Annotated in this window: 26 protein-coding genes; 11 read left to right on the top strand and 15 right to left on the bottom strand. The window is 66.2% G+C overall.

Going from position 1 to position 21,645, the window contains the following annotated elements; translation table 11 throughout:
- The 5 genes from J0L98_RS12465 to J0L98_RS12445 form a co-directional block, all read right to left on the bottom strand.
- On the bottom strand, positions 1–463 hold a 463-nt coding region (locus tag J0L98_RS12465), incomplete at its 3' end, for a biotin carboxylase N-terminal domain-containing protein (protein ID WP_296412102.1).
- Positions 464–473: 10 nt separating this feature from the next.
- Positions 474–926 carry an acetyl-CoA carboxylase biotin carboxyl carrier protein gene (accB, locus tag J0L98_RS12460; protein WP_296412101.1) on the bottom strand — a complete coding sequence of 151 codons (453 nt, stop codon included), beginning with the start codon at positions 924–926 and terminating at the stop codon, positions 474–476.
- Positions 927–985: 59 nt separating this feature from the next.
- On the bottom strand, positions 986–1,480 hold the full coding sequence (aroQ, locus tag J0L98_RS12455) for a type II 3-dehydroquinate dehydratase (RefSeq protein WP_296412100.1): 495 nt from the start codon (positions 1,478–1,480) through the stop codon (positions 986–988).
- A 60-nt stretch (positions 1,481–1,540) separates the two neighbouring features.
- Complete coding sequence (locus J0L98_RS12450) at positions 1,541–2,092, bottom strand: TlpA disulfide reductase family protein (RefSeq protein WP_296412099.1); 552 nt, start codon at positions 2,090–2,092, stop codon at positions 1,541–1,543.
- Complete coding sequence (locus tag J0L98_RS12445; RefSeq protein WP_296412103.1) at positions 2,089–2,655, bottom strand: hypothetical protein; 567 nt, start codon at positions 2,653–2,655, stop codon at positions 2,089–2,091. The genes J0L98_RS12450 and J0L98_RS12445 overlap by 4 nt, the downstream gene beginning before the upstream one ends.
- 148 nt (positions 2,656–2,803) lie before the next feature.
- Between J0L98_RS12445 and mpl the strand changes: the two genes are divergently transcribed.
- Positions 2,804–4,150, top strand: a complete 1,347-nt coding sequence (gene mpl / locus J0L98_RS12440; RefSeq protein WP_296412098.1) for a UDP-N-acetylmuramate:L-alanyl-gamma-D-glutamyl-meso-diaminopimelate ligase — start codon at positions 2,804–2,806, stop codon at positions 4,148–4,150.
- A gap of 48 nt (positions 4,151–4,198) precedes the next feature.
- On the opposite strand, the gene J0L98_RS12435 is transcribed toward mpl, so the two are convergent.
- Genes J0L98_RS12435 through J0L98_RS12420 form a run of 4 tightly spaced genes read right to left on the bottom strand, consistent with a single transcriptional unit; the run spans position 4,199 to position 7,560 of the window.
- Positions 4,199–5,305 (bottom strand): COX15/CtaA family protein, encoded by a 1,107-nt coding sequence (locus J0L98_RS12435; RefSeq protein ID WP_296412097.1) that lies wholly within the window; start codon positions 5,303–5,305, stop codon positions 4,199–4,201.
- Positions 5,302–6,201: a heme o synthase gene (cyoE, locus tag J0L98_RS12430; protein ID WP_296412096.1), complete on the bottom strand. Its 900-nt coding sequence runs from the start codon at positions 6,199–6,201 to the stop codon at positions 5,302–5,304. Before cyoE ends, J0L98_RS12435 begins: the two co-directional genes overlap by 4 nt.
- Positions 6,202–6,235: 34 nt before the next feature.
- Entirely contained in the window at positions 6,236–6,787 is a 552-nt protein-coding gene (locus J0L98_RS12425) for a hypothetical protein (RefSeq protein WP_296412095.1), read from the bottom strand.
- Positions 6,787–7,560: an SURF1 family protein gene (locus tag J0L98_RS12420; protein WP_296412094.1), complete on the bottom strand. Its 774-nt coding sequence runs from the start codon at positions 7,558–7,560 to the stop codon at positions 6,787–6,789. Before J0L98_RS12420 ends, J0L98_RS12425 begins: the two co-directional genes overlap by 1 nt.
- Between J0L98_RS12420 and J0L98_RS12415 the strand changes: the two genes are divergently transcribed.
- Positions 7,550–7,744: a twin transmembrane helix small protein gene (locus tag J0L98_RS12415; protein WP_296412093.1), complete on the top strand. Its 195-nt coding sequence runs from the start codon at positions 7,550–7,552 to the stop codon at positions 7,742–7,744. The genes J0L98_RS12420 and J0L98_RS12415 overlap by 11 nt on opposite strands.
- Positions 7,745–7,760: 16 nt before the next feature.
- On the opposite strand, the gene J0L98_RS12410 is transcribed toward J0L98_RS12415, so the two are convergent.
- The 5 genes from J0L98_RS12410 to J0L98_RS12390 form a co-directional block, all read right to left on the bottom strand.
- Entirely contained in the window at positions 7,761–8,633 is an 873-nt protein-coding gene (locus tag J0L98_RS12410) for a cytochrome c oxidase subunit 3 (RefSeq protein ID WP_296412092.1), read from the bottom strand.
- Positions 8,634–8,661: 28 nt separating this feature from the next.
- Entirely contained in the window at positions 8,662–9,216 is a 555-nt protein-coding gene (locus tag J0L98_RS12405; RefSeq protein ID WP_296412091.1) for a cytochrome c oxidase assembly protein, read from the bottom strand.
- 136 nt (positions 9,217–9,352) lie between these two features.
- Entirely contained in the window at positions 9,353–10,960 is a 1,608-nt protein-coding gene (gene ctaD, locus J0L98_RS12400) for a cytochrome c oxidase subunit I (protein ID WP_296412090.1), read from the bottom strand.
- 10 nt (positions 10,961–10,970) lie between these two features.
- On the bottom strand, positions 10,971–12,146 hold the full coding sequence (gene coxB / locus J0L98_RS12395) for a cytochrome c oxidase subunit II (protein WP_296412089.1): 1,176 nt from the start codon (positions 12,144–12,146) through the stop codon (positions 10,971–10,973).
- A gap of 46 nt (positions 12,147–12,192) precedes the next feature.
- The gene (locus J0L98_RS12390) at positions 12,193–12,660 is read right to left on the bottom strand and encodes a DUF2244 domain-containing protein (protein WP_296412088.1); all 468 of its coding nucleotides are present in this window, start codon (positions 12,658–12,660) and stop codon (positions 12,193–12,195) included.
- Between the two features lie 130 nt (positions 12,661–12,790).
- Here J0L98_RS12390 and J0L98_RS12385 point away from each other — a divergent pair, with 130 nt between their 5' ends.
- A complete protein-coding gene (locus J0L98_RS12385; protein WP_296412087.1) occupies positions 12,791–13,399 on the top strand; it encodes an SCO family protein in 609 nt (202 codons plus the stop codon).
- A gap of 68 nt (positions 13,400–13,467) precedes the next feature.
- On the opposite strand, the gene rpoH is transcribed toward J0L98_RS12385, so the two are convergent.
- On the bottom strand, positions 13,468–14,322 hold the full coding sequence (gene rpoH / locus J0L98_RS12380) for an RNA polymerase sigma factor RpoH (protein ID WP_296412086.1): 855 nt from the start codon (positions 14,320–14,322) through the stop codon (positions 13,468–13,470).
- A 537-nt stretch (positions 14,323–14,859) separates the two neighbouring features.
- Between rpoH and J0L98_RS12375 the strand changes: the two genes are divergently transcribed.
- Genes J0L98_RS12375 through J0L98_RS12340 form a run of 8 tightly spaced genes read left to right on the top strand, consistent with a single transcriptional unit; the run spans position 14,860 to position 21,639 of the window.
- Positions 14,860–15,969 carry an amidase gene (locus tag J0L98_RS12375; RefSeq protein ID WP_296412085.1) on the top strand — a complete coding sequence of 370 codons (1,110 nt, stop codon included), beginning with the start codon at positions 14,860–14,862 and terminating at the stop codon, positions 15,967–15,969.
- Between the two features lie 25 nt (positions 15,970–15,994).
- Complete coding sequence (locus J0L98_RS12370; RefSeq protein WP_296412084.1) at positions 15,995–17,158, top strand: acyl-CoA dehydrogenase family protein; 1,164 nt, start codon at positions 15,995–15,997, stop codon at positions 17,156–17,158.
- A gap of 26 nt (positions 17,159–17,184) precedes the next feature.
- On the top strand, positions 17,185–17,544 hold the full coding sequence (locus J0L98_RS12365; protein WP_296406707.1) for a hypothetical protein: 360 nt from the start codon (positions 17,185–17,187) through the stop codon (positions 17,542–17,544).
- 18 nt (positions 17,545–17,562) lie between these two features.
- Positions 17,563–18,084: a nuclear transport factor 2 family protein gene (locus J0L98_RS12360; RefSeq protein WP_296412083.1), complete on the top strand. Its 522-nt coding sequence runs from the start codon at positions 17,563–17,565 to the stop codon at positions 18,082–18,084.
- A 45-nt stretch (positions 18,085–18,129) separates the two neighbouring features.
- Positions 18,130–19,395, top strand: a complete 1,266-nt coding sequence (locus J0L98_RS12355; RefSeq protein WP_296412082.1) for an aromatic ring-hydroxylating dioxygenase subunit alpha — start codon at positions 18,130–18,132, stop codon at positions 19,393–19,395.
- A gap of 16 nt (positions 19,396–19,411) precedes the next feature.
- On the top strand, positions 19,412–19,888 hold the full coding sequence (locus J0L98_RS12350) for an aromatic-ring-hydroxylating dioxygenase subunit beta (RefSeq protein WP_296412081.1): 477 nt from the start codon (positions 19,412–19,414) through the stop codon (positions 19,886–19,888).
- Positions 19,889–19,898: 10 nt separating this feature from the next.
- A complete protein-coding gene (locus J0L98_RS12345) occupies positions 19,899–20,639 on the top strand; it encodes an SDR family oxidoreductase (RefSeq protein ID WP_296412080.1) in 741 nt (246 codons plus the stop codon).
- A 37-nt stretch (positions 20,640–20,676) separates the two neighbouring features.
- Positions 20,677–21,639: a PDR/VanB family oxidoreductase gene (locus tag J0L98_RS12340; protein WP_296412079.1), complete on the top strand. Its 963-nt coding sequence runs from the start codon at positions 20,677–20,679 to the stop codon at positions 21,637–21,639.
- Positions 21,640–21,645 lie beyond the last annotated feature (6 nt).

Raw genomic sequence — 21,645 nt, 5'->3', positions numbered from 1 at the left:
GATAGCCGATGGCCCGGGCGATCTTGACGATCTCCTTCGGGTCGTCGGGCAGCACGCCTTCGGAGCCGGGTACGCAGGGTACGCCGGCCGCCTTCATGGCGTCCTTGGCGGAAACCTTGTCGCCCATCAGGCGGATGGTCTCGGCGCGCGGGCCGATGAACACGAAACCGGACTGCTCGACCCGCTCGGCGAAATCGGCGTTCTCGGACAGGAAACCATAGCCCGGGTGGATGGCCTCGGCATCGGTGACCTCCGCAGCGGAGATCAGTGCCGGGATGTTGAGGTAGCTGAGGGTCGACGAGGCGGGGCCGATGCACACGGATTCGTCGGCCAGCTTGACGTACTTGGCTTCGGCGTCCGGCTCGGAGTGCACCGCGACGGTCTTGATGCCCAGTTCGCGGCAGGCACGCAGCACGCGCAGGGCGATCTCGCCCCGGTTGGCGATGAGGATCTTCTCAAACATGGCCATGGGCTTAGCCGATGATGAAGAGGGGTTCGCCGAACTCCACGGGCTCGCCGTTCTCGAGGAGGATGGCCTTGATGGTGCCGGAGGCGTCGGCTTCGATCTCGTTCATCAGCTTCATGGCTTCGATGATGCACAGCACGTCGCCGGCATTGACGCTCTGGCCGACCTCGGCCAGGGGCTTGGCGCCCGGGGCGCTGGCCCGGTAGAAGGTGCCGACCATCGGCGACTTGACGACATGGCCGTCCGGCAGTGCCGGCTCGGCGGGGGCGGCAGCGGCGGTGGTCGGTGCCGCGACGGCGGCAGGTGCGGCAGCCGGCATCTGGGCGACGTAATTGACGGGGGCCGGGCCCGAGACGTGCTTGGCGATGCGGACTTTTTCCTCGCCTTCAGTGACTTCCAGCTCGGAGATGCCGGATTCCTGGACCAGGTCGATCAATTTCTTGAGCTTGCGAAGATCCATTGTATTCCCCTTGATTGTTGGTGCCCCGGCGTCGGACGACGCGGGGGCCGGTGTCTGGTTCAGCCGCGGGAGCGCAGGCGCGACAGGGCAAACTCGAGGGCGAGCTGGTAACCCTGGGCACCCAGTCCGCAGATCACTCCGACGGCCTTGTCGGAAAAGTAGGAGTGATGCCGGAATGGCTCGCGGGCGTGGATGTTGGACAGGTGCACTTCGACGAACGGGATGTCGACACCCGACAGGGCATCCCGGATCCCCACGCTGGTGTGCGTGTAGGCAGCCGGGTTGATGATGATGAAGTCGACGCCTTCGGTGCCGGCGGCCTGGACCCGGTCGATCAATTCACCCTCATGATTGCTCTGGAACGACTCCAGCAGCACGCCATCGACCTTGGCGCGACTCTCCATCGCCGCATGGATGTCGGCGAGGGTGGTCAGGCCGTAGATGCCGGGTTCACGGCGGCCGAGGAGGTTGAGATTGGGGCCGTGCAGAACGAGGATGCGGGCTTGTTGCAGGTCGTCCATGCTGGCTTCAGGTGTGCGATTTTTCCGCGTCATGAGTGCAAGTTTGCCGCAGATTGGCGCAATTTGTCCATCGCCTGGCGGTGAATGCGTGGCTTACGAGCGGCTGAGTTCGGCGAGTTTGCGCTCGAGTTCCTGCTCGGACAAGGTGCCGACCTTGACCAGCCCGACTGCGCCGCGCCGATCGATGATCAGGGTGAAGGGCAGGGCCTGGGAGTGGTTGCCCAGCTCTTCGGACAGGCTCACCACGCTGGGCGGAGCGACGACCAGGGGGTAGGCGACCGGGGTGGCAGCCTGGAATTTGCGCACGTTTTCGTCCGTATCAATGCTGATGCCGACAAACTGGACGCCTTTGTCCGCGTATTTCTGGCTGATGGCCGAAAAGGCCGGCATTTCCTTCCGGCAGGGCGGGCACCAGGTCGCCCAGAAGTTCACCACCAGGACCTGGCCTTTCCACTGGGACAGGGGCTGGTTCTTGCCGGTGGCGTCGGGCAGTTCGAGGGCCAGCAGCTTGCCGACCGCGCCTGAAGGGGCGGCGTCGGCCGACTGGGCCGGGGCGCTCAGATTGTGGCGGGATGAATACAGGCCCGCCGCGGTGGCCAGCACGGCGATGATCAGGGCGGGGAGGATGCGGGTGGTGAATTTCATGGCTGGATGCCGGCGGTGATGCTGGGTGTGCTGTCGTTGACGAGGGCTTCGACGACGGAAAGGCGAGCGCGTTCCATCTGCCGGGCGCCATGACTGCCCCGCCGGTTGAGGCGCTCCAGGTCGGGTGAGTAGATGCGCAGGCGGATCGGGATGTCGCCCCAGTCGAAGACCAGGATGGCCTCCGGGCCGTCCGGCTGGTTGCGCCGCGGCTCCCGGTGCTCGTAGGCCACGTCGTGGTTGAGGAAGAAGATCTCCACCTCCTTGGCGCTCTCCGGGAAGAGGTCGATCTCCACCTCGGAGTAGCGGCCGGCCGTGCCTTCCAGTACCGCACCGGTGAGGTAGGGGCGGAAGGGTTCGAGCTCGCGCATCACCTCCAGGGCGGCCACGCGCAGGGCGAACTGGCGCTCGAGATGTTCTTCGTCCTGAAAGACGGCGAGGTAGGTGCGGACTTCCGCTTCGATCTCGGCATTGTTGGGCAGTTCGTCGGCGTTGATGGCGCCGAGCTGGCGGGCGGCCTTGCGTTTGGCGAAGCCGTAGTCGGTGACGCCGTCTTCGGCGATCATGCGGGCCGCCAGGGCGGCGATCTCGCGGCGCAGGTTGCTGCGGTGCGGAACGGCAGGGCGCGGCATGGAAGGTCGGAGCTCCCCGTTCGATTAGAATGCCTTCCATTCTACACACGACTATTGCGGCACTGTTTCCGCCTTCCCGACTATGCATATTCACATTCTTGGTATCTGCGGCACCTTCATGGGGGGCATCGCCCTGCTGGCCCGGGCGGCCGGCCACAAGGTGACGGGGTGCGACGCCAACGTCTACCCGCCTATGAGCACCCAGCTGGAGGAGCAGGGGATCGGTCTGGTGGAAGGCTATGGTGTGGAGCAGCTGGGCCTGAAGCCGGACGTCTTTGTGGTGGGCAATGCGATCTCCCGCGGCAATCCGCTGCTCGAGACGATCCTCGACCAGGGCCTGCCCTATGTCTCCGGCCCCCAGTGGCTGGCCGAGAACGTGCTGCAGGGGCGCTGGGTGCTCGCCGTGGCCGGCACGCATGGCAAGACCACGACCACCTCGCTGCTGGCCTGGATTCTCGAGGATGCCGGGCTCAACCCGGGTTTTCTGGTGGGTGGGGTGCCCAAGAACTTCGGTGTGTCGGCCCGCCTGACCGAGTCGCCTTTCTTCGTGATCGAGGCGGACGAGTACGACACCGCCTTCTGCGACAAGCGCTCCAAGTTCGTCCATTACCGCCCACGGACCGCCATCCTGAACAATCTGGAATTCGATCATGCGGACATCTTTGCCGATCTCGCGGCGATCCAGACACAGTTCCATCATCTGGTGCGGACCATTCCCCGCTCCGGGCGGATCGTCGCGAATGCCGCCGAGGAGACCTTGCCGCAGGTCATCGAGCGGGGGTGCTGGTCCGAGCTGGAGTGGTTCAACGATGCAGCCGGCTGGTCGATAGCCGAGGGAAGTGCCGAGGACGAGGTGGTGGTCCGTCACCAGGGCCGGGAGATCGGCCGCAAGCGCCTGCCCTTGTCGGGGCGGCACAACCGGGCCAACGCCCTGGCGGCCATCGCCGCCGCCCGCCATGTGGGCGTGACGCCGGAAGTAGGGCTGGATGCCCTGACCCGCTTCGAGGGGGTCAAGCGTCGCCTGGAACTGCGCGGCACCGTGCGCGGGGTGGCGGTTTACGATGATTTCGCCCATCACCCCACGGCCATTACGCTGACCGTCGAAGGTCTGCGCCGGCAGGTGGGCGAGGCGCGCATCCTGGCCGTGCTGGAGCCGCGCTCCAACACCATGAAGCTGGGTGTGATGAAGGACCAGCTGCCGGCCAGCCTGGCCCAGGCCGACAAGGTCTTCTGCTATGCCGCCAACCTGGGCTGGGATGCCCGCGAGGCGCTCGCACCGATAGCCGGGAAGACCGTGGTCGAGGACGATCTGGACGTGCTGGTCAGGGCGATCGTTGCCGAGGCGCGGGAGGGTGATCGCATCCTGGTCATGAGCAACGGTGGTTTTGGCGGGATCCACGGCAAGTTGCTCGAGGCCCTGTCGGGCTGAGCAGGCCACCCGAGAGAGTGCGGAGCCGGCATCCGCTGCCGGGATTGCTTAACGGATCGCCTGGAAACGTCGAGGAAAGCCCGCCATCGCATAGGGATGGCGGGCTTTTTCGCCATTCAGGACCTTCCAGGTCGCCGCCAGTACGGCGCACAGCAGCAGCGCGGCGCCGGTGTTGTGGGCCACCGCGAGCGGCAGGGGCAGTTGCAACAGCACATTGGCGATGCCCAGGGAGATCTGCAGGGCGAGGGTGGCGAGCAACGCCAGTCCGTGCCTGCGGCCCTCGTGCCGGCGTAGCAGGCAGAGGCTGAACGCCCCGACGATGCCCAGCACGACGCCGGCGAACAGTCGGTGGGTCCAGTGGATGGCGGTGAGGGCGGCGGCCGGGAGAAGCTCGCCGCTGGCCGTGTTGCCGAGTTCGCGGTCCAGGGTGAAGGCGTGGTGGAAGTCTGTTTCGGGTCGGAAGCTGCCCTGGCAGGTGGGAAAGTCGGCGCAAATGGTCGCGGCGTAGTTGCTGCTGACCCAGCCGCCGAGAGCGATCTGCGTCAGCACGCTTGCCGTGGCCAGGATAGCGAGGACTTTCAATCCGGTTGGGAAGGCTGTCGGTCGGGGGCTGCGGCCTTCGCGCAGCACGATCAGGGCGAGCAGGGCGAGGGTGCTCATGCCGCCGAGCAGGTGGCTGGTGACGATCACGGGCTTGAGCAGGCGGGTAACGGTGAGCATGCCGAGCAGGGCCTGGCCGGTCACCACCCCCAGCAGGGCCAGTTCCAGCCACGGCCGACGCCGGACCCGATGGCGCCAGGCGATGGCGGTGAGGGCGAGGATGCACAGGCCCAGGGTACCCGCGGCGTAGCGATGGATCATCTCCTTCCAGGCCTTGGGGGCTTCGACGGACTGGCCGAAGCGGGCCTCGGCGTGGGCGAGCTCGTGGGCCTGTTCGGGCACGCCCACCAGCTTGCCGTAGCAGCCCGGCCAGTCCGGACAGCCCAGGCCGGCATCGGAGAGGCGCACGTAGGCACCGAGGGACACCACCACCAGTGCGAGCAGCAGGGCGATTGTAGCCAGCCTGCGGTAGGCCGGGCCCACCGGTGAGCAGGTCTCGGGTTGCCAGGTTTCGGCGCGGCGCAGCCCCGCGGTGTGGCTGGCGCGCCTTTTCATGCCAGCCGGTCCAGGAACAGGGCTGCGAACAGGCCGGTGAGGTAGATCAGCGAGTAGCGGAAGGCATGGCGGGCGCGGTCGTCCGAGTAGTTGCGCCAGAGTATCCAGGCCTCCCGCAGGTAGCCGAGGTTGAGCAGGCTGACCAGCGCGGCGTAGGTCGCCCCGGACAGGCCCAGCGTGCAGGGCAGGTAGGAGACAGCGGCCAGCAGCACCGTGTACAGCAGGATGTGCAGGCAGGTCAGCGGCACCCCGTGGCTCACCGGCAGCATGGGCAGGCCGGCGCGGGCGTATTCCTCCCGCCGGTAGCAGGCCAGGGCCCAGAAGTGCGGCGGAGTCCACAGGAAGATGATGAGGAACAGGGCGAGCGCCGGCAGGCCGATGGAGTCGGTCATGGCGGCCCAGCCGAGCACCGGCGGCATGGCGCCGGAGGCGCCGCCGATGACGATGTTCATGGGCGTGGCGGGCTTGAGGATCAGGGTATAGACGATGGCGTAGCCCATGAAGGTGGCCAGGGTCAGCCACATGGTCAGGGGGTTCACCGCCACGTGCAGCAGCCACAGGCCGGCGCCGCCGGTGAGGCAGGCCAGGGTGAGGGTTTCGGCGGGGGTGATCAGGCCCAGGGGCAGGGCCCGGCCGCGGGTGCGGGCCATGCGGGCGTCAATGGTGCGTTCGACCAGGCAGTTGATGGCCGCCGCCGCGCCGGCCACCAGGGCGATGCCCACGGTGGCGGCCAGCATCAGCCTGGCAGGCGGCCAGCCCGGAACGGCGAGGAACATGCCGATCATGGCGGTGAACACGATCAGGCTGTTGACCCGCGGTTTGCACTGGGTGGCAAAGGCCGCCAGACGCAGGCCGAGGGGAGTGGGGGCGGTGGTGCTGGGAAGGAGCGTCGGCATCAGGGGTCTCCGGGGAATGGGGCGGTGCGTCGTGTCAGCCTGCCCACGCATAGCGCAGCAGGCGTTCCATGTCCTTCAGGATGCCGCGGGGGTCGGCATCGGAGGCGTAGCGCAGGATGATCCTGTCCTCGGGGTCGACCACGTACACCCGGTGTCCGCCGCTTTCCAGGTCGAAGGCGGCGCGGGAGGCTGCATCGGCGGCGACGGCGGTGTGCAGGTCGGGCTGAAGGGTGAGGAGGGCGGCGTCATTGGGGTTGGCCTGGTCGGTGAGCCAGGTGCGCTCCACCCGTGACATCTGCTTGTAGAGCGCCACATGCACCTGGCGGGTCAGGACGATCCACTTGCGGCAGGCGTCGTCACAGGGGCCGGCGCCGGCTATCACGAGGCGCCAGTGGGGGGCGGCGCTGCGGACCAGAGGGGCACCCCTGGCATCGACCAGGGGCGGCAGGTCACGCGGGGGGGATAGAAGTTCGCCATGGTTGCCCGCACTGTCCGGATGCCAGCCCACTGCGTAGAGGCTTGCGGCCACGACAAAAGGCAGCAGGAGCAGGCCGAGGACCAGCGCCAGGGTGCGGTTTCCGCGCATCAGCGGGGCCTCCAGCCGAGGGCCAGCCAGATCAGCACGGCCGAGGCGGCAAAGCCGTACCACTGCCAGGCGTAGGACAGGTGGCGCTCGAAGCGCTCGTCGGGGCGGGGCCACTCCCGGGCAAAGCCGGCGGGCGCATCGGGGGCCAGCTGCAGGACCACCGGCTGCAGTGGCCACGGTGCCAGCCGGGTGAAGCGGCTCAGGTCGAGGTTCTGCCACACGGGCTGCCAGCCTTCACCGGTGGGTTCGCTGCCCAGAGTGAAGAAGCGGGTGCCCGGCACCACGGCCGTGCCGTGCAGGGCCACCGGGCCGGTGGGGGTGTCCACCTGCGGCAGGTCGCTGTGCAGGGCCGAGGCCGGGATCCAGCCCCGGTTCACCAGCACGCGCATGTCGCTGCCTTCGATGTGCAGGGGTGTGATGACGTGGTAGCCGGCCTGTTCCCGGTGGATGCGGTTGTCGAGGAGGATCTGCCGGGCGGTGTCGAAGCGGCCGCGCACCACCACCGGGCGGGAGCGCAGGGCCTCTGCGTCGACCAGGGTGGCGCCGAGGCTTACCGGCGCGTCGCTGCCCCGCTGGTCGAGGAGGGCCTGGGCAGCCTGCTTGCGGTCGGCCTTGGCGTGCTGCCAGTTGCCCAGCTGGATGCAGCCGGCTGCAAGCACGAAGGCCAGTGCGCCACCCCATACCGACGGACGAAAGCGCCGGCGGCTTGTGGCGGCCTGAAGGCGGGCGCACAATCGGTTGAAAACCTTGAAGGAGCGCGCTGTGCTGTTCAAGTTGGCGGTGGTATTCATGCTGTTGCTGGTCATTGGCAGCCTCTTTTCGGGCCTCGTCTTTCTCTATCGCGACAAGGGCAACGGCGACCGGGTTGTGCGGGCGCTCACCTTGCGCATCTCCCTCTCCCTCTTGCTCTTTGCCGGCCTGCTGGTGGCCGGGCGTCTTGGTGGCTACGCCGGGTGAGTCCGGCGCTTCTCGCCTACAACCAATACACCACGACGAACAGCAGCAGCCACACCACATCCACGAAGTGCCAGTACCAGGCCACCGCCTCAAAGGCGAAGTGGCGTTTGGCATCGAAATGCCCCGACAGGCAGCGGCCCGCCACCACGGCCAGCATGATGGCGCCGAGGGTGACGTGGAAGCCGTGGAAGCCGGTGAGCATGAAGAAGGTGGCGCCATACACCCCGGCCCCCATGGTCAGGCCCAGCTCGGTATAGGCGTGGTGGTATTCCCAGGCCTGGAAGCCCAGGAAGATCACGCCGAGGAGCACCGTCAGGATCAGGCCCAGATTGAGCTGGCTGCGCTTGCCCTTCATCAGGCCCCAGTGGGCCCAGGTGAGGGTGACGCCGGAGGTCAGCAGCAGGGCGGTGTTGATGGCCGGTACGCCCCAGGCACCCATCGGGGTGAAGCTGGCGCCCTTGGGGCCGGAGGTCGGCCAGGCGGCGGTGAAGCCCTCGTACAGGGTGAAAGCCGGGTCCATGCCGGCCAGGGCCGGCACCGAGATGACCCGGCAATAGAACAGGGCGCCGAAGAAGGCGGCAAAGAACATCACCTCCGAGCCGATGAACCACACCATGCCCTGGCGAAAGGACTTGTCCTCCCAGTCGGTGTAGTCACCGCGCTGGTTCTCGGCGATCACTGCGCCGAACCACTTGAACAGCACGAAGATGATCACCGCTGCTCCGGTTCCCATGACCCACGGGCCGGGGGCGAACTTGTTCATCAGCAGGATGAAACCCAGTGCCAGCAGGAACATGCCCGCCGACAGGAGGATCGGATACAGGCTGGGCTGCGGCACGTAGTAGTGCGTGGTGTGGGGCGCGGCGGTGGTGGCGTGCGAGGCGGTCAAGGCGTGCTCCCGAAGGCAAGGGGTTGAATCACGGTTTCGGCGGCGCGGGGAAGAAGGCGTAGGCCAGGGTCAGCTCAGAGATGTCCTTGCTGATGCCGCTGTCCACGACGAAGGTCAGGGCCATCTCGCGGCTTTCGCCCGGGGCCAGGGTTTGTTGGGTGAAGCAGAAGCAGTCGAGTTTCTGGAAGCTGCGCGCCGCCACCGTGGGCGACACGCTGGGTACGGCTTGACCGACGATGGTCTGGTCGGACAGGTTGCGCACCAGAAAGCGGGTGGTGCGCAGCTCGCCCGGATGTAGTTCGATGGCAGGCTCCAGGGGGCGGATCTCCCAGGGCAGGCCGGGCATCAGGGTGGAGGTGAACTGCACGCCCAGCGTGCGGCTGTAATCCACCGCGCTGGGCGGCAGATCCTTTGTCTGGGTGGCGTCGCGCAGGGTCTTGCCGTTGAAGCCGACGGCCTCACAGAAGGTGTCGTAGAGCGGCACCAGGGCGAAGCCGAAGGCGAAGAAGCCTGCCGCCAGCAGCAGCAGCCGGACAACCAGGCGGCCGTGCTTGCGGGGTGGGGGCAGGGCGGCTTCGTTCACGATGAGGCCTAGCGCTGGATGAAGAAGCCGACGATGTAGAGGCCGGCGGCCACGGCGCCCAGCACCCAGGCAAAGCGGGCTGAGGCGCGGCGGCGCAGGGCGAGGTCGGAGTCGTCGAGATGCATGCCGGGCTTCCTCAGTTGCTGGACTTGATGACGGGCTGGGTGTCCCAGGAATGGTAGGGGGGCGGTGAGCTGAGCTCCCATTCCAGGCCGCTGGTGCCTTCCCAGACCTGATCGGTGGCCTTGTCACCGCCCTTCACGCAGCGCCAGATGTTCCAGGCGAAGAGCAGTTGCGACAGGCCCAGCACGAAGGCGCCGACGGTGGAGATGGCATTGAACTCGGTGAACTGCAGGGCGTAGTCGGGGATGCGCCGGGGCATGCCGGCCAGGCCCAGGAAGAACTGGGGCATGAAGGTGAAGTTGAAGCTGACTACGGTGAGCCAGAAGTGCAACTTGCCGAGGCGCTCGCTGTACATGTGGCCGGTCCATTTTGGCAGCCAGTAATACACGCCCGTCATCACCCCCATTATGCCGCCAGCGAACAGGGCGTAGTGGAAGTGGGCCACCACGAAGTAGCTGTGGTGGTACTGGGCATCGGCGGCCACGTCGGCCAGCACCAGGCCGGTGAGGCCGGCGATGCCGAACAGCACGATGAAGCCGATGGCAAAGAGCATGGGGGTCTCGAAGCTCATGGCGCCCCGCCACATGGTGGCGATCCAGCAGAAGAACAACACCGCCAGGGGCAGGGAGATGGCCATGGTGCTGTACATGAAGTAAAGCAGGGCCGGCACCGGCAGGCCGGCGGTCATGAAGTGGTGGGCCCACACGATGAGGCCCAGCACGCCGATGGCGATGAAGCCATAGACCTGGGCGGTGTGGCCGTAGATGGGCTTGCGGGTGAAGGTGGACAGTACGTGGGGCATCAGGCCCCACACCGGCAGCAGCAGGATGTACACCTCCGGGTGGCCGAAGAACCAGAACAGGTGCTGGAACAGGATCGGGTCGCCGCCACCGGCCGCGTCGAAGAAGTGGGTGCCGAAGTGCCGGTCGGTGAGCAGCATGGTCACGCCGCCGGCGAGCACCGGCAGGGTGATGATCAGCAGCACCGCGGTGACCAGCCAGCCCCAGCAGAAGAGGGGCATCTTCATCAGCGTCATGCCGGGCGCGCGCATGTTGAGCAGGGTGGCGATGATGTTGATCGATCCCATGATGGAGCTGATGCCCAGGATGTGGATCGAGAAGATGGCGAAATCCACCCCGATGCCGCCCTGTACCGACAGGGGCGCGTAGAGCGTCCAGCCGGTGGCCACGGCGCCATCACCGATGCCGAACAGGGCCAGGATGAAAGGCATGGTGAGCAGCAGCGCGGCCGGCGGCAGCAGCCAGAAGCCCCAGTTGTTGAGGCGTGGCAGGGCCATGTCGGGGGCGCCGATCATCAGCGGGATCATCCAGTTGGCAAAACCGGTGGCGGCCGGCATCAGGGCCGCGAAGATCATCACCAGGGCGTGCACGCCGATCAGCTGGTTGAAGAACTCCGGCTTCATCAGCTGCAGGCCGGGCTGGAAGAGCTCGGCCCGCACCGCCAGGATCATCGCCCCGCCGAGGAAGAACATCAGCAGGGAGAAGGTCAGGTACATCGTGCCGATGTCCTTGTGGTTGGTGGTGGTCAGCCAGCGCATCAGCCCGGTGGGGTGATGAGCATGGCCGGCATGGGGGTCGAGGGTGTGGGTGGCGGTGTTCATCCGATGCTCCTCAGCGAAGGGCCTTGATCTGGGCGGGCTGGATCATGTCGCCTTTGTTGTTGCCGAAGGCGTTGCGCTCGTAGGTGATGATGGCGGCCAGGTCGGCGTCCGACAGGGTGGCCTTGAAGGCCTGCATGGCAGTGCCGGTCTTGCCGTTGAGGACGCGGTCCACATGGCTGTCGGGGATCAGCTTGCCTTCCGGCGAGAGCAGCGGGCCGGTAACGATCTTGCTGCCCGCCAGGGCCGGGAAGGCCGGCGGGATGCCCTGCCCTTCGGCCTGGTGGCAGGCGGCGCAGTTCTTCTCGTAGCCGGCCTTGCCGGCGGCCATCAGTTCATCCTTGGTCCAGGCCCGGTCGCTGCCGGCCGCCGCGGCAGCCATCTCGGTTTTCTTCTTGTCCACCCAGGCGGCGTATTCGGCCTCGGGGACGGCGCGGACCACCACGGGCATGAAGCCGTGGTCCTTGCCGCACAGTTCGGCACACTGGCCGCGATACACCCCGGGCTCCTCGATGCGCACCCAGGTTTCCCGCAGGAAACCCGGAATCGCGTCGCGCTTGACGCCGAACTGGGGCACCCACCAGGTGTGGATGACGTCGGTGGAGGTGAGCAGCACGCGCACCTTCTTGCCCACCGGCAGCACCACTTCGTTATCCACCTCGAGCAGGTAGTTCTCGCCCTTCGCCTCCTTGCCCTCGATCTGCTCCCGGGGGGTGGACATGGTGCTGATGAACTTGATGCCGGAGTCAGGGTATTCGTACTGCCATTTCCACTGCAGCCCGGTGACCTTGAGCACCATGTCGGCCTTCGTGCGGGTGTCTTCCATCTCGATCACCGCGTGAAAGGCCGGGATGCCCATCAGCACGAAGTCGATGAAGAGCAGGATGCCGAAGGGAACCAGTACCCAGAACCACTGGAAGGCGCCGGTGGGGCCGGTGAAGGTGGCCGGCTCGACCCCGCTGCTCTTGCGGTGCTTGACCATGGAATACACCATGATCGAGAAGACCACCACGAAGAGCACGGTGATGATCACCATGAACTCGTTGTGGATGTTCAGTGTGTCCCGGGCGATGGGTGTGACGGGCGTGGGGAAGTTCCAGGTGTAGTCGGCGCGGGCGGCGCCGGCGGCGAGAAGGAGGCTGAGTCCTGCGAAAAACCTGCCATGGGGTCGGGGGTTGAGTCGGGTCAAGTCTCGGCCTCGTCTTTTCGTGGGATGATCAATTCGGCTTTGCGGTCTAGCTGCGCAGCCGCCTGGAGAGATCGGAGAAGAACTGGCGCCGCTGGGGCGGGGTCATCAGACGCCCCACCTGGCAGCTACGGCCATGGGAGCGGATGCAGATCAGCGGGTCGGGGGCATCGCCGGCTTCCAGGCTGACGCGGGCCCACGCTGTGGAAAAACTCTGTTGGCTGTCCCTGCCGAGGAAGTGGGTGGTGACGGTGAGGCGGTCACCCTCAAGGCGGATGGTTTCACTGGCCGAGTCGGCGTGATCAAGGGCCCGCAGGGCAATATAGAGGGCGGCGAGCTCAAGGCCCGCGAAGGGAAGAACCAGCCAGGCGCCGGCCAGCAGAAAGCCGCCGCTCACCAGCAGGCTGATTGCAAGAATGCCGCAGACGAGATTGCGGCGTGCTGTCGGGGTCAGGGAGCAGTTGGGGCGCGCAGTCCATTCCTGCGCGCCCGCTGCCTCTGTTTTTGTCATAGCCATGGCGTCTCCTCCAGGCCCTGTCTGCGACTATTTGACGCAGATCAAATTGTGGGCTCAGTGTAGCATCGACTTTTCCTTTTGCAGTGCACTTAAATACTGTATAAGTAATTGAATCGAAGGAGAAAATTAAATGATTGCGTTGTTGCGTCGCAGCATGCTGGCTGTCGTTATGCTGGCTGTGCTGGCGGCCTGTTCTCCCACCGGGGAGGGCGGTGCGGCAAACGGCTTTGCCAGTACCGACATCACGGGCGCCAATTATGCAAAGGGCTTCCAGCTTACGGATCACACCGGGGCGCCGCGCAGCCTGGCTGACTACCGGGGGAAGGTGGTCACCCTGTTCTTCGGCTACACCCAGTGTCCGGACGTGTGCCCGACCAACTTGCTTGGCATGGCTGAAGTGATGCGCCAGTTGGGGCCGGATGCCGAAAAGGTGCAGGTGCTGTTCATCACGGTGGATCCGGAGCGTGACACCCAGGCGCTTCTTGCCGAGTATGTCCCGGCCTTCGACAAGCGCTTCACCGGTCTATACGGTGATGTCGAGACGACGGCCGCCGTGGCCAGGGACTTCAAGGTCTTCTACCAGAAGCAGGGAGATACCAAGGGCACCGCCTACACGATTGATCATTCCACTGGCACGTATGTCTTCGATCCGCAGGGGCGCTTGCGCCTTTACGTGAAACACGGTGAGAAGCCCGAAGTGGTCGCCGGGGATCTGCGCAAGCTGTTGGCGGGGAAGTAGTCTTCCCGATGCGTTGAAAAGCAAAAAGGGCAACCCGCGGGTTGCCCTTTTTGTCGGGAGCGTGGCGCTCAGGCCAGGGCGGCGAGCTGGGTGCGCATCTTCTGCATGGCCTTGGCCTCGATCTGGCGGATACGCTCGGCGGACACGCCGTACTCAGCGGCCAGTTCGTGCAGCGTGGCGGCGTCGCCTTCGGTCAGCCAGCGGCGACAGACGATGCTGCGACTGCGCTCGTCCAGGGTGGAGAGCGCGTCATGCAGGCCTTCGTCCTGCAGGCGGGCAGCCTGACGCCGCGCCAGCACGTCGGACGGCTCGGCATGGGGGTCGGCCAGATAGGCGATGGGGGCAAAGCGCTCCTCGTCATCGTCGCTGCCGCCTTCCAGAGCCATCTCCTGCCCGGACAGACGGGTTTCCATCTCGCGGACTTCTTCCGGCTTGACGCCCAGTTGCTGGGCCACGGCCAGCACTTCCTCGCCCTGCAGCGTGCTGCTGCTGCTCTTCATGCTGCGCAGGTTGAAGAACAGCTTGCGCTGGGCCTTGGTCGTGGCGATCTTGACCAGACGCCAGTTCTTGACGATGTACTCGTGGATCTCGGCCTTGATCCAGTGGATCGCGAAGGACACCAGACGCACGCCACGGTCGGGGTCGAAGCGCTTGACGGCCTTCATCAGGCCCACGTTGCCTTCCTGGATCAGGTCGGCATGGGGCAGGCCGTAGCCCAGGTAACCGCGGGCAACGGCCACCACCAGACGCAGGTGGGAAAGCACCAGTTTGCGCGCCGCTTCCAGGTCTTCCTTCTCCCGGAAGCTGTGGGCGAGATCGGATTCCTCCTTCTCGGTCAGCAGCGGGATGCGATTCACGCTCTGGATGTACTGATCCAGGCTGCCAACCGCGGACGGAACGGGAAACGACAGGGTGTGGGACATCTGCAACTACCTCCTTCGCTCAGATATTAGCACTCCCGGCTTGAGAGTGCTAAGGGGGCGAATGGTTCCGGAGAAATTGTTCGCCTGGCGCGTTTGACTGGTGCTGCGCCGAACCGCGGCGGGAGTTCGGTCCTGGAGGTGCTGCTCACAGGATGTGCCTGGTTGCTGTCGGCCTTTCGGCGGCGGAGGGCGCGCCATCGGGCCTGCACCGCTTCAGTGCAAAACGCCTTGTTGTGGTGCAATAAAGACCGAGTTCTTGCGGAATTTTAGTTGATAAATCACGTAAAAATCATTGGCACGCTATGTGCATTCGGACTTGTATGGCTAGTTTCATCAAGGGCTTGATAGGCTCTTCCCAGGCGAGGCCTGCCATTTATCAGGTAAAAAATTTTTGGAAATTTACTTGAACATTCACGTGAAATTTCCGTTGACATTAGAAATTAGCAAAACTAATCTTTGCATCAGTGATTGTTATTCAAAGGCCCTGGCGGGCGGCTTGGAGCCGGCAGCTGGGTTCTCTTTTCAAGGGGTGGCGGGATGAGCATGTTTGTGAAGACCCTGAACCTGGGTGGTGCCGGCCCGGCCGTGGCGATCAAGGATTCGATCGACGTGGCCGGTGTGCCGACCCAGGCGGGCTGCCAGGCGCTGGCCGATGTGCAGCCGGCCGAGCGCCATGCCGAGGTGGTCGAGCGTCTGCTCGTTGCGGGCTACCGCATCACCGGCAAGGTGACGATGCACGAGCTGGCCTTCGGCACCACCGGTATCAACGCCTGGGCCGGCACGCCGGTGAATCCCCGTTTTCCGGATCTCGTTCCCGGTGGTTCGTCCAGCGGATCCGCCGCGGCGGTGGCGGCGGGGGTGGTGGATGTGGCCCTGGGGTCCGACACGGGCGGCTCCATCCGCATTCCCGCGGCCTGTTGCGGCGTCTTCGGGTTCAAGCCGAGTTTCGGGCGGGTCAGCCGTCAGGGCGTGATGCCGGCGGTCACCAGCCTGGATTGCGTGGGGCCGTTTGCGGCCGACATGGACAGCCTGATTGCCTGCATGCAGGCAATCGACCCGGGTTTTGGCGCGCTGCCGGAGCTGGACGGCGTGTCCATCGGCCTGGTGGATGTCACGGCAGTGGCGGAGATCCGCGAGGCCGTAGCCGGTGCGGTGGCCGGTAGCGGCTTGCCGGCCGGGACGGTCCGCTTTGCCCACTTCGATGCGGCCTACCAGGCCGGGCTCGTCATCATCAACGCCGAAACCTGGGCGGCCTGTGGCCACCTGGTCGAGACCGGCAAGGTGGGCGCCGACGTGGCCCAGCGCCTGATGGCCGCCTCCCGCACCACCCCGGCCGATGTGGCGGCGGCCAACGCCGTCCGCGATGCCTTCGCGGCGGAGGTGGATGCCGCACTGGAACGCTTCTCCGTGCTCGCCCTGCCGACCATGGCCGATGCCCCGCCCAGCCTGGACCAGGCTGCCGATACCTCCCGGCTGGTCAGCATGACCTCGCTGGTGCGCCCCTTCAATCTGTCCGGCCATCCGGCCATTGCCATCCCGCTGCCAGCCCGGAGCGGTTTTCCCGTCAGCCTGCAACTGGTCGCGGCCAGGGGGCACGACGAATTGCTGTGTGCCGTGGCCCGGCACGTGGCCAGTCGGTTGCAGTGACACCAACTCTCAAGCGGAGACACCCATGTTAGTGGCTATGAAAGAGACCCGGGAAAGTGACGCCGCCCATCCGGCGGCCGCCCTGGAGGCACTGCTGCTGGAAATCAGGCAGCGTCGGAAGGAATTCGAAAAGCAGCAGCACATCTCGCCGGACATCATCCAGCGCTTCAAGGAAGTCGGGGTGTATCGCGCCCTGGTGGCCAAGCGCTTCGGTGGTGACGAAAAGTCGCCGGCGGAGTTCTGCCAGTTGATAGAGAGGATCGCCGAGGCCGACGGCTCTGCCGGCTGGGTGGCGAGCTTCGGCATCGGTGGCGTCTACCTGGCGGCCCTGCCCCTGGCGACCCTGGAAAAGCTCTACGCCAACGGACCGGACGTGGTCTTCGCCGGCGGCATCTTTCCGCCCCAGCCGGCCGAGCTGGTGGAAGGTGGTTTCAAGGTGAGCGGGCGCTGGAGCTGGGGCAGCGGCAGCATGGGCGCCGAGGTGGTGGGCGCCGGCATCCTGCCGAAGAACGCCGAGGGTTCCGGGCTGCCGCGCATGGCCGTGATGCCGCGGGAGAAGGTGCAGATCGTGCCCAACTGGGATGTGATGGGCCTGCTCGGCACCGGCAGCCACGACATCGTGGTGAAGGACGTGGTGGTGCCCGAGGAATGGACCTTCGTGCGGGGTGGCGCAGCCTCCCTCGACACGCCCCTCTACCGTTACCCGACCCTGTCCTTCGCTGCCCAGGTGCTCACCGTGGTGGGCCTCGGCATCGGCCGTGCGGCCATCAACGAGGTGCTGGGCATGGCCGCCGGGCGCGCCTCGGTAACGGGCGCCCCCAACCTGGGCGAGCGCATCTACGTTCAGCTCGAGATCGCCCGGATCGAGGCCGAACTGCGGGCTGCCCGTGCGTGGTTCTACGAGGCCATCGACGATGTGTGGCAGGTGCTGCTGGCCGGTGGTACGCCCACCGATCACCAGGTGAGCATGCTGCGCCTGTCCACCACCCATGCCTCCCGTGTCGGGGCCGACGTGGCCCGCCGCGCCCAGATGCTCTCCGGCGGCACCGGCGTATATGAATCGAGCCCGCTGGCCGCCCAGGTCCGCGACGCCCAGATGATCACCCAGCACGCCTTCATGGGCGACATCACCTACCAGAACGCCGGCGCCATGCTCTTCGGGCATAAGCCGCTGCCGGGCTACCTGTAACACCCAACGATCCACGGGAGATTGAGATGAGTGACAAGAAGCCGCTGCGCGTGCTGTTCTGCATGGGCGTCAATCAGAACTTCATGGACGGCACCGCCGACGAGATGAAGGATGTGTGGGGCGCCTTCGTGGCCATGATGCAGGGCATCGCGCGCCTGCCCGGCGTGCGCGTGCTGGGCAACATGGACGACGACCAGATCATGGTCGGCCCGTCCGTCGCCTTCCCCTGGACCACCTACGTGCTGGCCGACGTGCCCGACCTGGAGACGGTCACCGCCGCCTGCAACCTGTTCCGCGCCACCCCGGTGGGCGACGGCACCTACAAGCTGTGGAAATACATCCGCGTCGAGGCCCGCATCGGCCGCGAGCTGGTGATTCCCGAGTAAGGCCGCGGGGATCCGACCATGACCGACCTCGCCCACCTCCGCCAGCTCGAGGCACGCCTCGACCGCCTGGAAAGCGAAGGCGCCATCCGCGCCTGCATCAACCGCTACATGTTCCTGTGCGACTACCTGGATGCCCGCACGCCCCTGGATGAACTGGCCGGGTTGTTCACCGTGGATGCGGTGTGGGAAGGCATCGGCGAGAAGTACAAGGGCACCTTCGGGCGCATCGAGGGGCGCGAGGCGATCGGCGCGATGATGGCCAAGTACATGGTCGAGCCGGCGCACTTTGCCCTCAACGTGCATTTCCTGACCAGCGAGACGATCCGCGTGCATGCCCCGGATGCGGCCACCGGCACCTGGGTGATGCTGCAGACCTCCACCTTCGCCAGCGGCGCTTCACACCTCAACGCAGCCCGGCTGAGCATCGACTTCGCCCGCCAGGACGGCGTCTGGCGGATGGCCCATTTCCGTACCGAGAACCTGTTCAGCCGTCCGGTGACGGCCTGGAACGCTAGCGCGGCCCTGCCGGTGCCGCGCTAGCCCCCCGTCCCTCTCATCAGATAGAGAAACAAGGAAGACAACACCATGACAAGCCAAACCACCAGCAAGGGCCACACCCTGGCCGACCTGGTCCAGCACGACCGGGTGCATACCTCCCTCTACACCGACCCGGCCATCTTCGAAGACGAGATGGACAAGGTCTTCGCCAACACCTGGGTGTGGGTTGCCCACACCAGCGAGATCCCCGAAGCCGGCAGCTACAAGACCGGCTACATCGGCCGCCAGCCGGTGGTCACCGTGCGCGACCGCAAGCAGCAGGTGCATGTGCTGCTCAACCGCTGCCGCCACCGCGCCGCCACCGTCTGCGAAGGCCACAAGGGCAAGACCAACAGCTTCGTGTGCCCCTACCACGGCTGGAGCTACTCCCTGGACGGCGCCCTGCGCGGCGTGCCCAGCCCGGAGAGCTACGGCGACCTGCTGGACAAGGCCGACTACCCGCTGGTCAAGCTGCGCGTCGAGGAATACGCCGGCATGATCTTCGCCACCTTCAAGGACGACATCGAGCCCCTGGTCGACTTCCTCGGCCCGGCCAGGAAGTGGATGGACCTGTTCATGAAGCAGGGCGGCGGCTTCCCGATCAAGGTGGGCGGCGAGCATCGCTTCCGCTTCCCCGGCAACTGGAAGATCCAGCTCGAGAACACCACCGATGCCTACCACTTCCCGCTGGTGCACAAGTCCTTCCTGTCCTCGGTGGACAAGCAGACTGAAGAGATGCTCGACTTCGTCGAAGGGCCGGGCTTTGTGGAAGACCTGGGCAACGGCCACAGCGTGATGGTCATGATCCCCGACCTGGTGGACCTGGAGGCCAACCTGGAGGCCCCCATCCCCGAGCGCTTCGCCGCGCTGGCCGAGGAGCTGCGCGCCGACTACCCCGAAGACCAGGTGCGCCGCATCGTGCGCGCCGTGGGCGGCTCCGGCTTCAACCTCAACATCTTCCCGAACATCGCGTGCTCCATGGCCTTCTTCCGGGTGCTGCGCCCGGTGTCGGTGACCGAGACCGAGATCCACCACGCAGTGATCACCATGGATGGCGGCCCCGAGGCCGGCAACCGCGCCCGCCTGCGCATGCACGAACACTTCCAGGGCCCGATGGGCTTCGGCACCCCCGATGACTCCGAGGCCTGGGAGCGCGTGCAGAAGGGCTCCAATGCTGGCACCGACCAGTGGATCCTGCTCAACCGCGGCCTGGCCAAGGAACAGGAGACGGCCGACGGCCGCCGCAGCGACGTGAGTGCGGAAACCGGCATGCGCGCCGCCTACCGCCAATGGAAAAAACTGATGACCGCCTGAGGCGGAGGACGAAGCCATGAACATTGAACTGCTCAACCACGCCAGCGCCTTCATCTGCCAGGAAGCCGACATGCTCGACCACGGCGAGTACCCCGAGTGGCTCGCCCTGTGGGAAGAGAAGGGCCTCTACATCGTGCCGATCAACCCGGACGAAACCGATTTCGCCAACACCCTCAACTACGCCTGCGACGACGCCAAGATGCGCAGCCTGCGCGTGGCCCGCCTGGGCAGCGGCGAGTCCATCTCCACCTCCCCGGCGCCGCGCACCATCCGCAGCGTGTCGCGCTTCCGCATCCTCGCCGACGACGGCAAGACCGTCACTGTGCGCTGTGCCCAGAACCTGCGGGAGTTCCGCAAGGAGATCCAGAAGCACTACACCGCCAACCTGACCTACACCCTGGTCCGCGACGGCGACAGCTTCCGCATCCAGCAGAAGGTGGTGCGCCTGCTCAACGCCTCCGATGCGCTGCAGTGCATCGGCTACATCCCGTAAGGAGCGCAGCATGAGCCAAGTCGCCCTCGTCACCGGTGCCGCCCAGGGCCTCGGCAACATCATCGCCCGGCGCCTGCATGCGGCCGGCTACAAGCTGGTCCTCACCGACGTGAACGAGGACATGGCCCGCGCCGCCGCCGCGCAGCTGGATGCGAGCGGGGACACGGTGCTGCCGCTGGCCCTGGACGTGATGCAGAAGTCCGCCTTCGAGGCCGCCCTGGCCGCCGTGCGCGAGCGCTGGGGCGGGCTGCATGTGGCGGTCAACAACGCTGCCATCACGCCCACCACGCCGGTGATGCAGATCACCCCGGAAGAGTTCGACACGGTGCTGGCGATCAACCTGCGCGGCACCTTCCTCGGCTGCCAGGTGTTCGGTGCGGCGATGGGGCAGGCCGGTTACGGCCGCCTCATCAACGTCGCCTCCCTGGCCGGGCAGAACGGCGGTACCGCCTCCGGCGCCCATTACGCCGCGTCGAAGGGCGGCATCCTGACCCTCACCAAGATCTTCGCCCGCGAGCTGGCGGCTGCCGGCGTCACCGTCAATGCCATTGCCCCGGGCCCCATGGAGCTGCCCTCGGTGCGCGCCGCCGTGCCGCCCGAGCGCCTCGAGAAGCTCATCGAGATGATCCCGGTGAGGCGCCTCGGCAACCCGGAGTTCGTCGCCAGCCTGGTCGTGCAGCTGGCCTCCGCCGAAGCCGACTTCGCCACCGGCGCCGCCTGGGATGTGAACGGCGGCATCTTCATGCGCTGAGCGGCGAAGCGAAACCAACAGAAGGGAAAACATAAAAATGTCTGAAGAAACGCTCCGGGTTGTCGTCCGCCGCAGCGAGTGCCAGGGCCAGGGCGTTCTCGTCCTAGACCTGGCGCCCGCAGACGGTGGCGAACTGCCCCCCTTCGAGGCGGGGGCCCACGTGGACCTGCATCTGGGCGAGGGGCTGGTGCGCCAGTATTCCCTGTGCGGCAATCCCGCCGATCGCCAGGTCTACCGCTTGGGCATCCTCAAGGATCCGAATTCCCGCGGCGGTTCCGTCGCTGCCCACGAGCGCCTCCGCGAAGGCACCGTGGTCGAGATCGGGGTGCCGCGCAACCTCTTCCCGCTGGAGGCCGGCGCACGCCGCAGCATCCTGGTGGGCGGTGGCATCGGTGTGACGCCCATGATCGCCATGGCACATACCCTGTCTGCCCAGGACAAGCCCTTCGAGCTGCACTACAGCGGGCGCACCCGTTCGTCCTGTGCCTTTCTCGACGAGCTGGCGGTGGCGCCCTTCAGCGCCCAGGTGCACACCCACTTCGACGACGGTGCGGTGGAGCAGCGCCTGAATCTGGTCGAAGTGCTGACCGGCGCCGATGCGGGCACCCACCTCTACGTCTGCGGCCCGTCCGGCTTCATGGATTGGGTCATTGCCGAGGCGGGGCGCCTGGGTTTGTCCGCCGGGCAGATCCACAAGGAGTACTTCCAGGTGGAGGCGCCCAGTGCGGGCGGCAAGGCCTTCGACGTGGCCCTGAAGAAATCCGGCAAGACGGTGCATGTGGCCGAAGGCCAGACCATCGTCGACGCCCTGGCCGGTGTTGGCATCAAGATCAAGGTGTCCTGCGAGCAGGGCGTCTGCGGCACCTGCCTGTGCAACGTGCTGGAGGGCACCCCCGACCACCGGGACGTCTTCCTGACCGACGAGGAGAAGGCCGACAACGACCAGATCCTCCTGTGTTGTTCCCGCGCCCTCAGCGACACCCTGGTGCTGGACCTCTAGCCGGAT

Origin of the sequence: Zoogloea sp., assembly GCF_017302315.1 — a bacterium.
In the GTDB taxonomy this organism is placed as follows: Bacteria; Pseudomonadota; Gammaproteobacteria; order Burkholderiales; family Rhodocyclaceae; genus Zoogloea.
This window is presented reverse-complemented; position numbering and strand designations above follow the sequence as displayed.

Coding starts and splice junctions, on each gene's coding strand:
- accB (WP_296412101.1), bottom strand. CDS start 926: ATGGATCTTCGCAAGCTCAAGAAATTGATCGACCTGGTCCAGGAATCC.
- aroQ (WP_296412100.1), bottom strand. CDS start 1,480: ATGACGCGGAAAAATCGCACACCTGAAGCCAGCATGGACGACCTGCAA.
- J0L98_RS12450 (WP_296412099.1), bottom strand. CDS start 2,092: ATGAAATTCACCACCCGCATCCTCCCCGCCCTGATCATCGCCGTGCTG.
- J0L98_RS12445 (WP_296412103.1), bottom strand. CDS start 2,655: ATGATCGCCGAAGACGGCGTCACCGACTACGGCTTCGCCAAACGCAAG.
- mpl (WP_296412098.1), top strand. CDS start 2,804: ATGCATATTCACATTCTTGGTATCTGCGGCACCTTCATGGGGGGCATC.
- J0L98_RS12435 (WP_296412097.1), bottom strand. CDS start 5,305: ATGAAAAGGCGCGCCAGCCACACCGCGGGGCTGCGCCGCGCCGAAACC.
- cyoE (WP_296412096.1), bottom strand. CDS start 6,201: ATGCCGACGCTCCTTCCCAGCACCACCGCCCCCACTCCCCTCGGCCTG.
- J0L98_RS12425 (WP_296412095.1), bottom strand. CDS start 6,787: ATGCGCGGAAACCGCACCCTGGCGCTGGTCCTCGGCCTGCTCCTGCTG.
- ctaD (WP_296412090.1), bottom strand. CDS start 10,960: ATGAACACCGCCACCCACACCCTCGACCCCCATGCCGGCCATGCTCAT.
- J0L98_RS12390 (WP_296412088.1), bottom strand. CDS start 12,660: ATGGCTATGACAAAAACAGAGGCAGCGGGCGCGCAGGAATGGACTGCG.
- J0L98_RS12385 (WP_296412087.1), top strand. CDS start 12,791: ATGATTGCGTTGTTGCGTCGCAGCATGCTGGCTGTCGTTATGCTGGCT.
- rpoH (WP_296412086.1), bottom strand. CDS start 14,322: ATGTCCCACACCCTGTCGTTTCCCGTTCCGTCCGCGGTTGGCAGCCTG.
- J0L98_RS12375 (WP_296412085.1), top strand. CDS start 14,860: ATGAGCATGTTTGTGAAGACCCTGAACCTGGGTGGTGCCGGCCCGGCC.
- J0L98_RS12370 (WP_296412084.1), top strand. CDS start 15,995: ATGTTAGTGGCTATGAAAGAGACCCGGGAAAGTGACGCCGCCCATCCG.
- J0L98_RS12365 (WP_296406707.1), top strand. CDS start 17,185: ATGAGTGACAAGAAGCCGCTGCGCGTGCTGTTCTGCATGGGCGTCAAT.
- J0L98_RS12360 (WP_296412083.1), top strand. CDS start 17,563: ATGACCGACCTCGCCCACCTCCGCCAGCTCGAGGCACGCCTCGACCGC.
- J0L98_RS12355 (WP_296412082.1), top strand. CDS start 18,130: ATGACAAGCCAAACCACCAGCAAGGGCCACACCCTGGCCGACCTGGTC.
- J0L98_RS12350 (WP_296412081.1), top strand. CDS start 19,412: ATGAACATTGAACTGCTCAACCACGCCAGCGCCTTCATCTGCCAGGAA.
- J0L98_RS12345 (WP_296412080.1), top strand. CDS start 19,899: ATGAGCCAAGTCGCCCTCGTCACCGGTGCCGCCCAGGGCCTCGGCAAC.
- J0L98_RS12340 (WP_296412079.1), top strand. CDS start 20,677: ATGTCTGAAGAAACGCTCCGGGTTGTCGTCCGCCGCAGCGAGTGCCAG.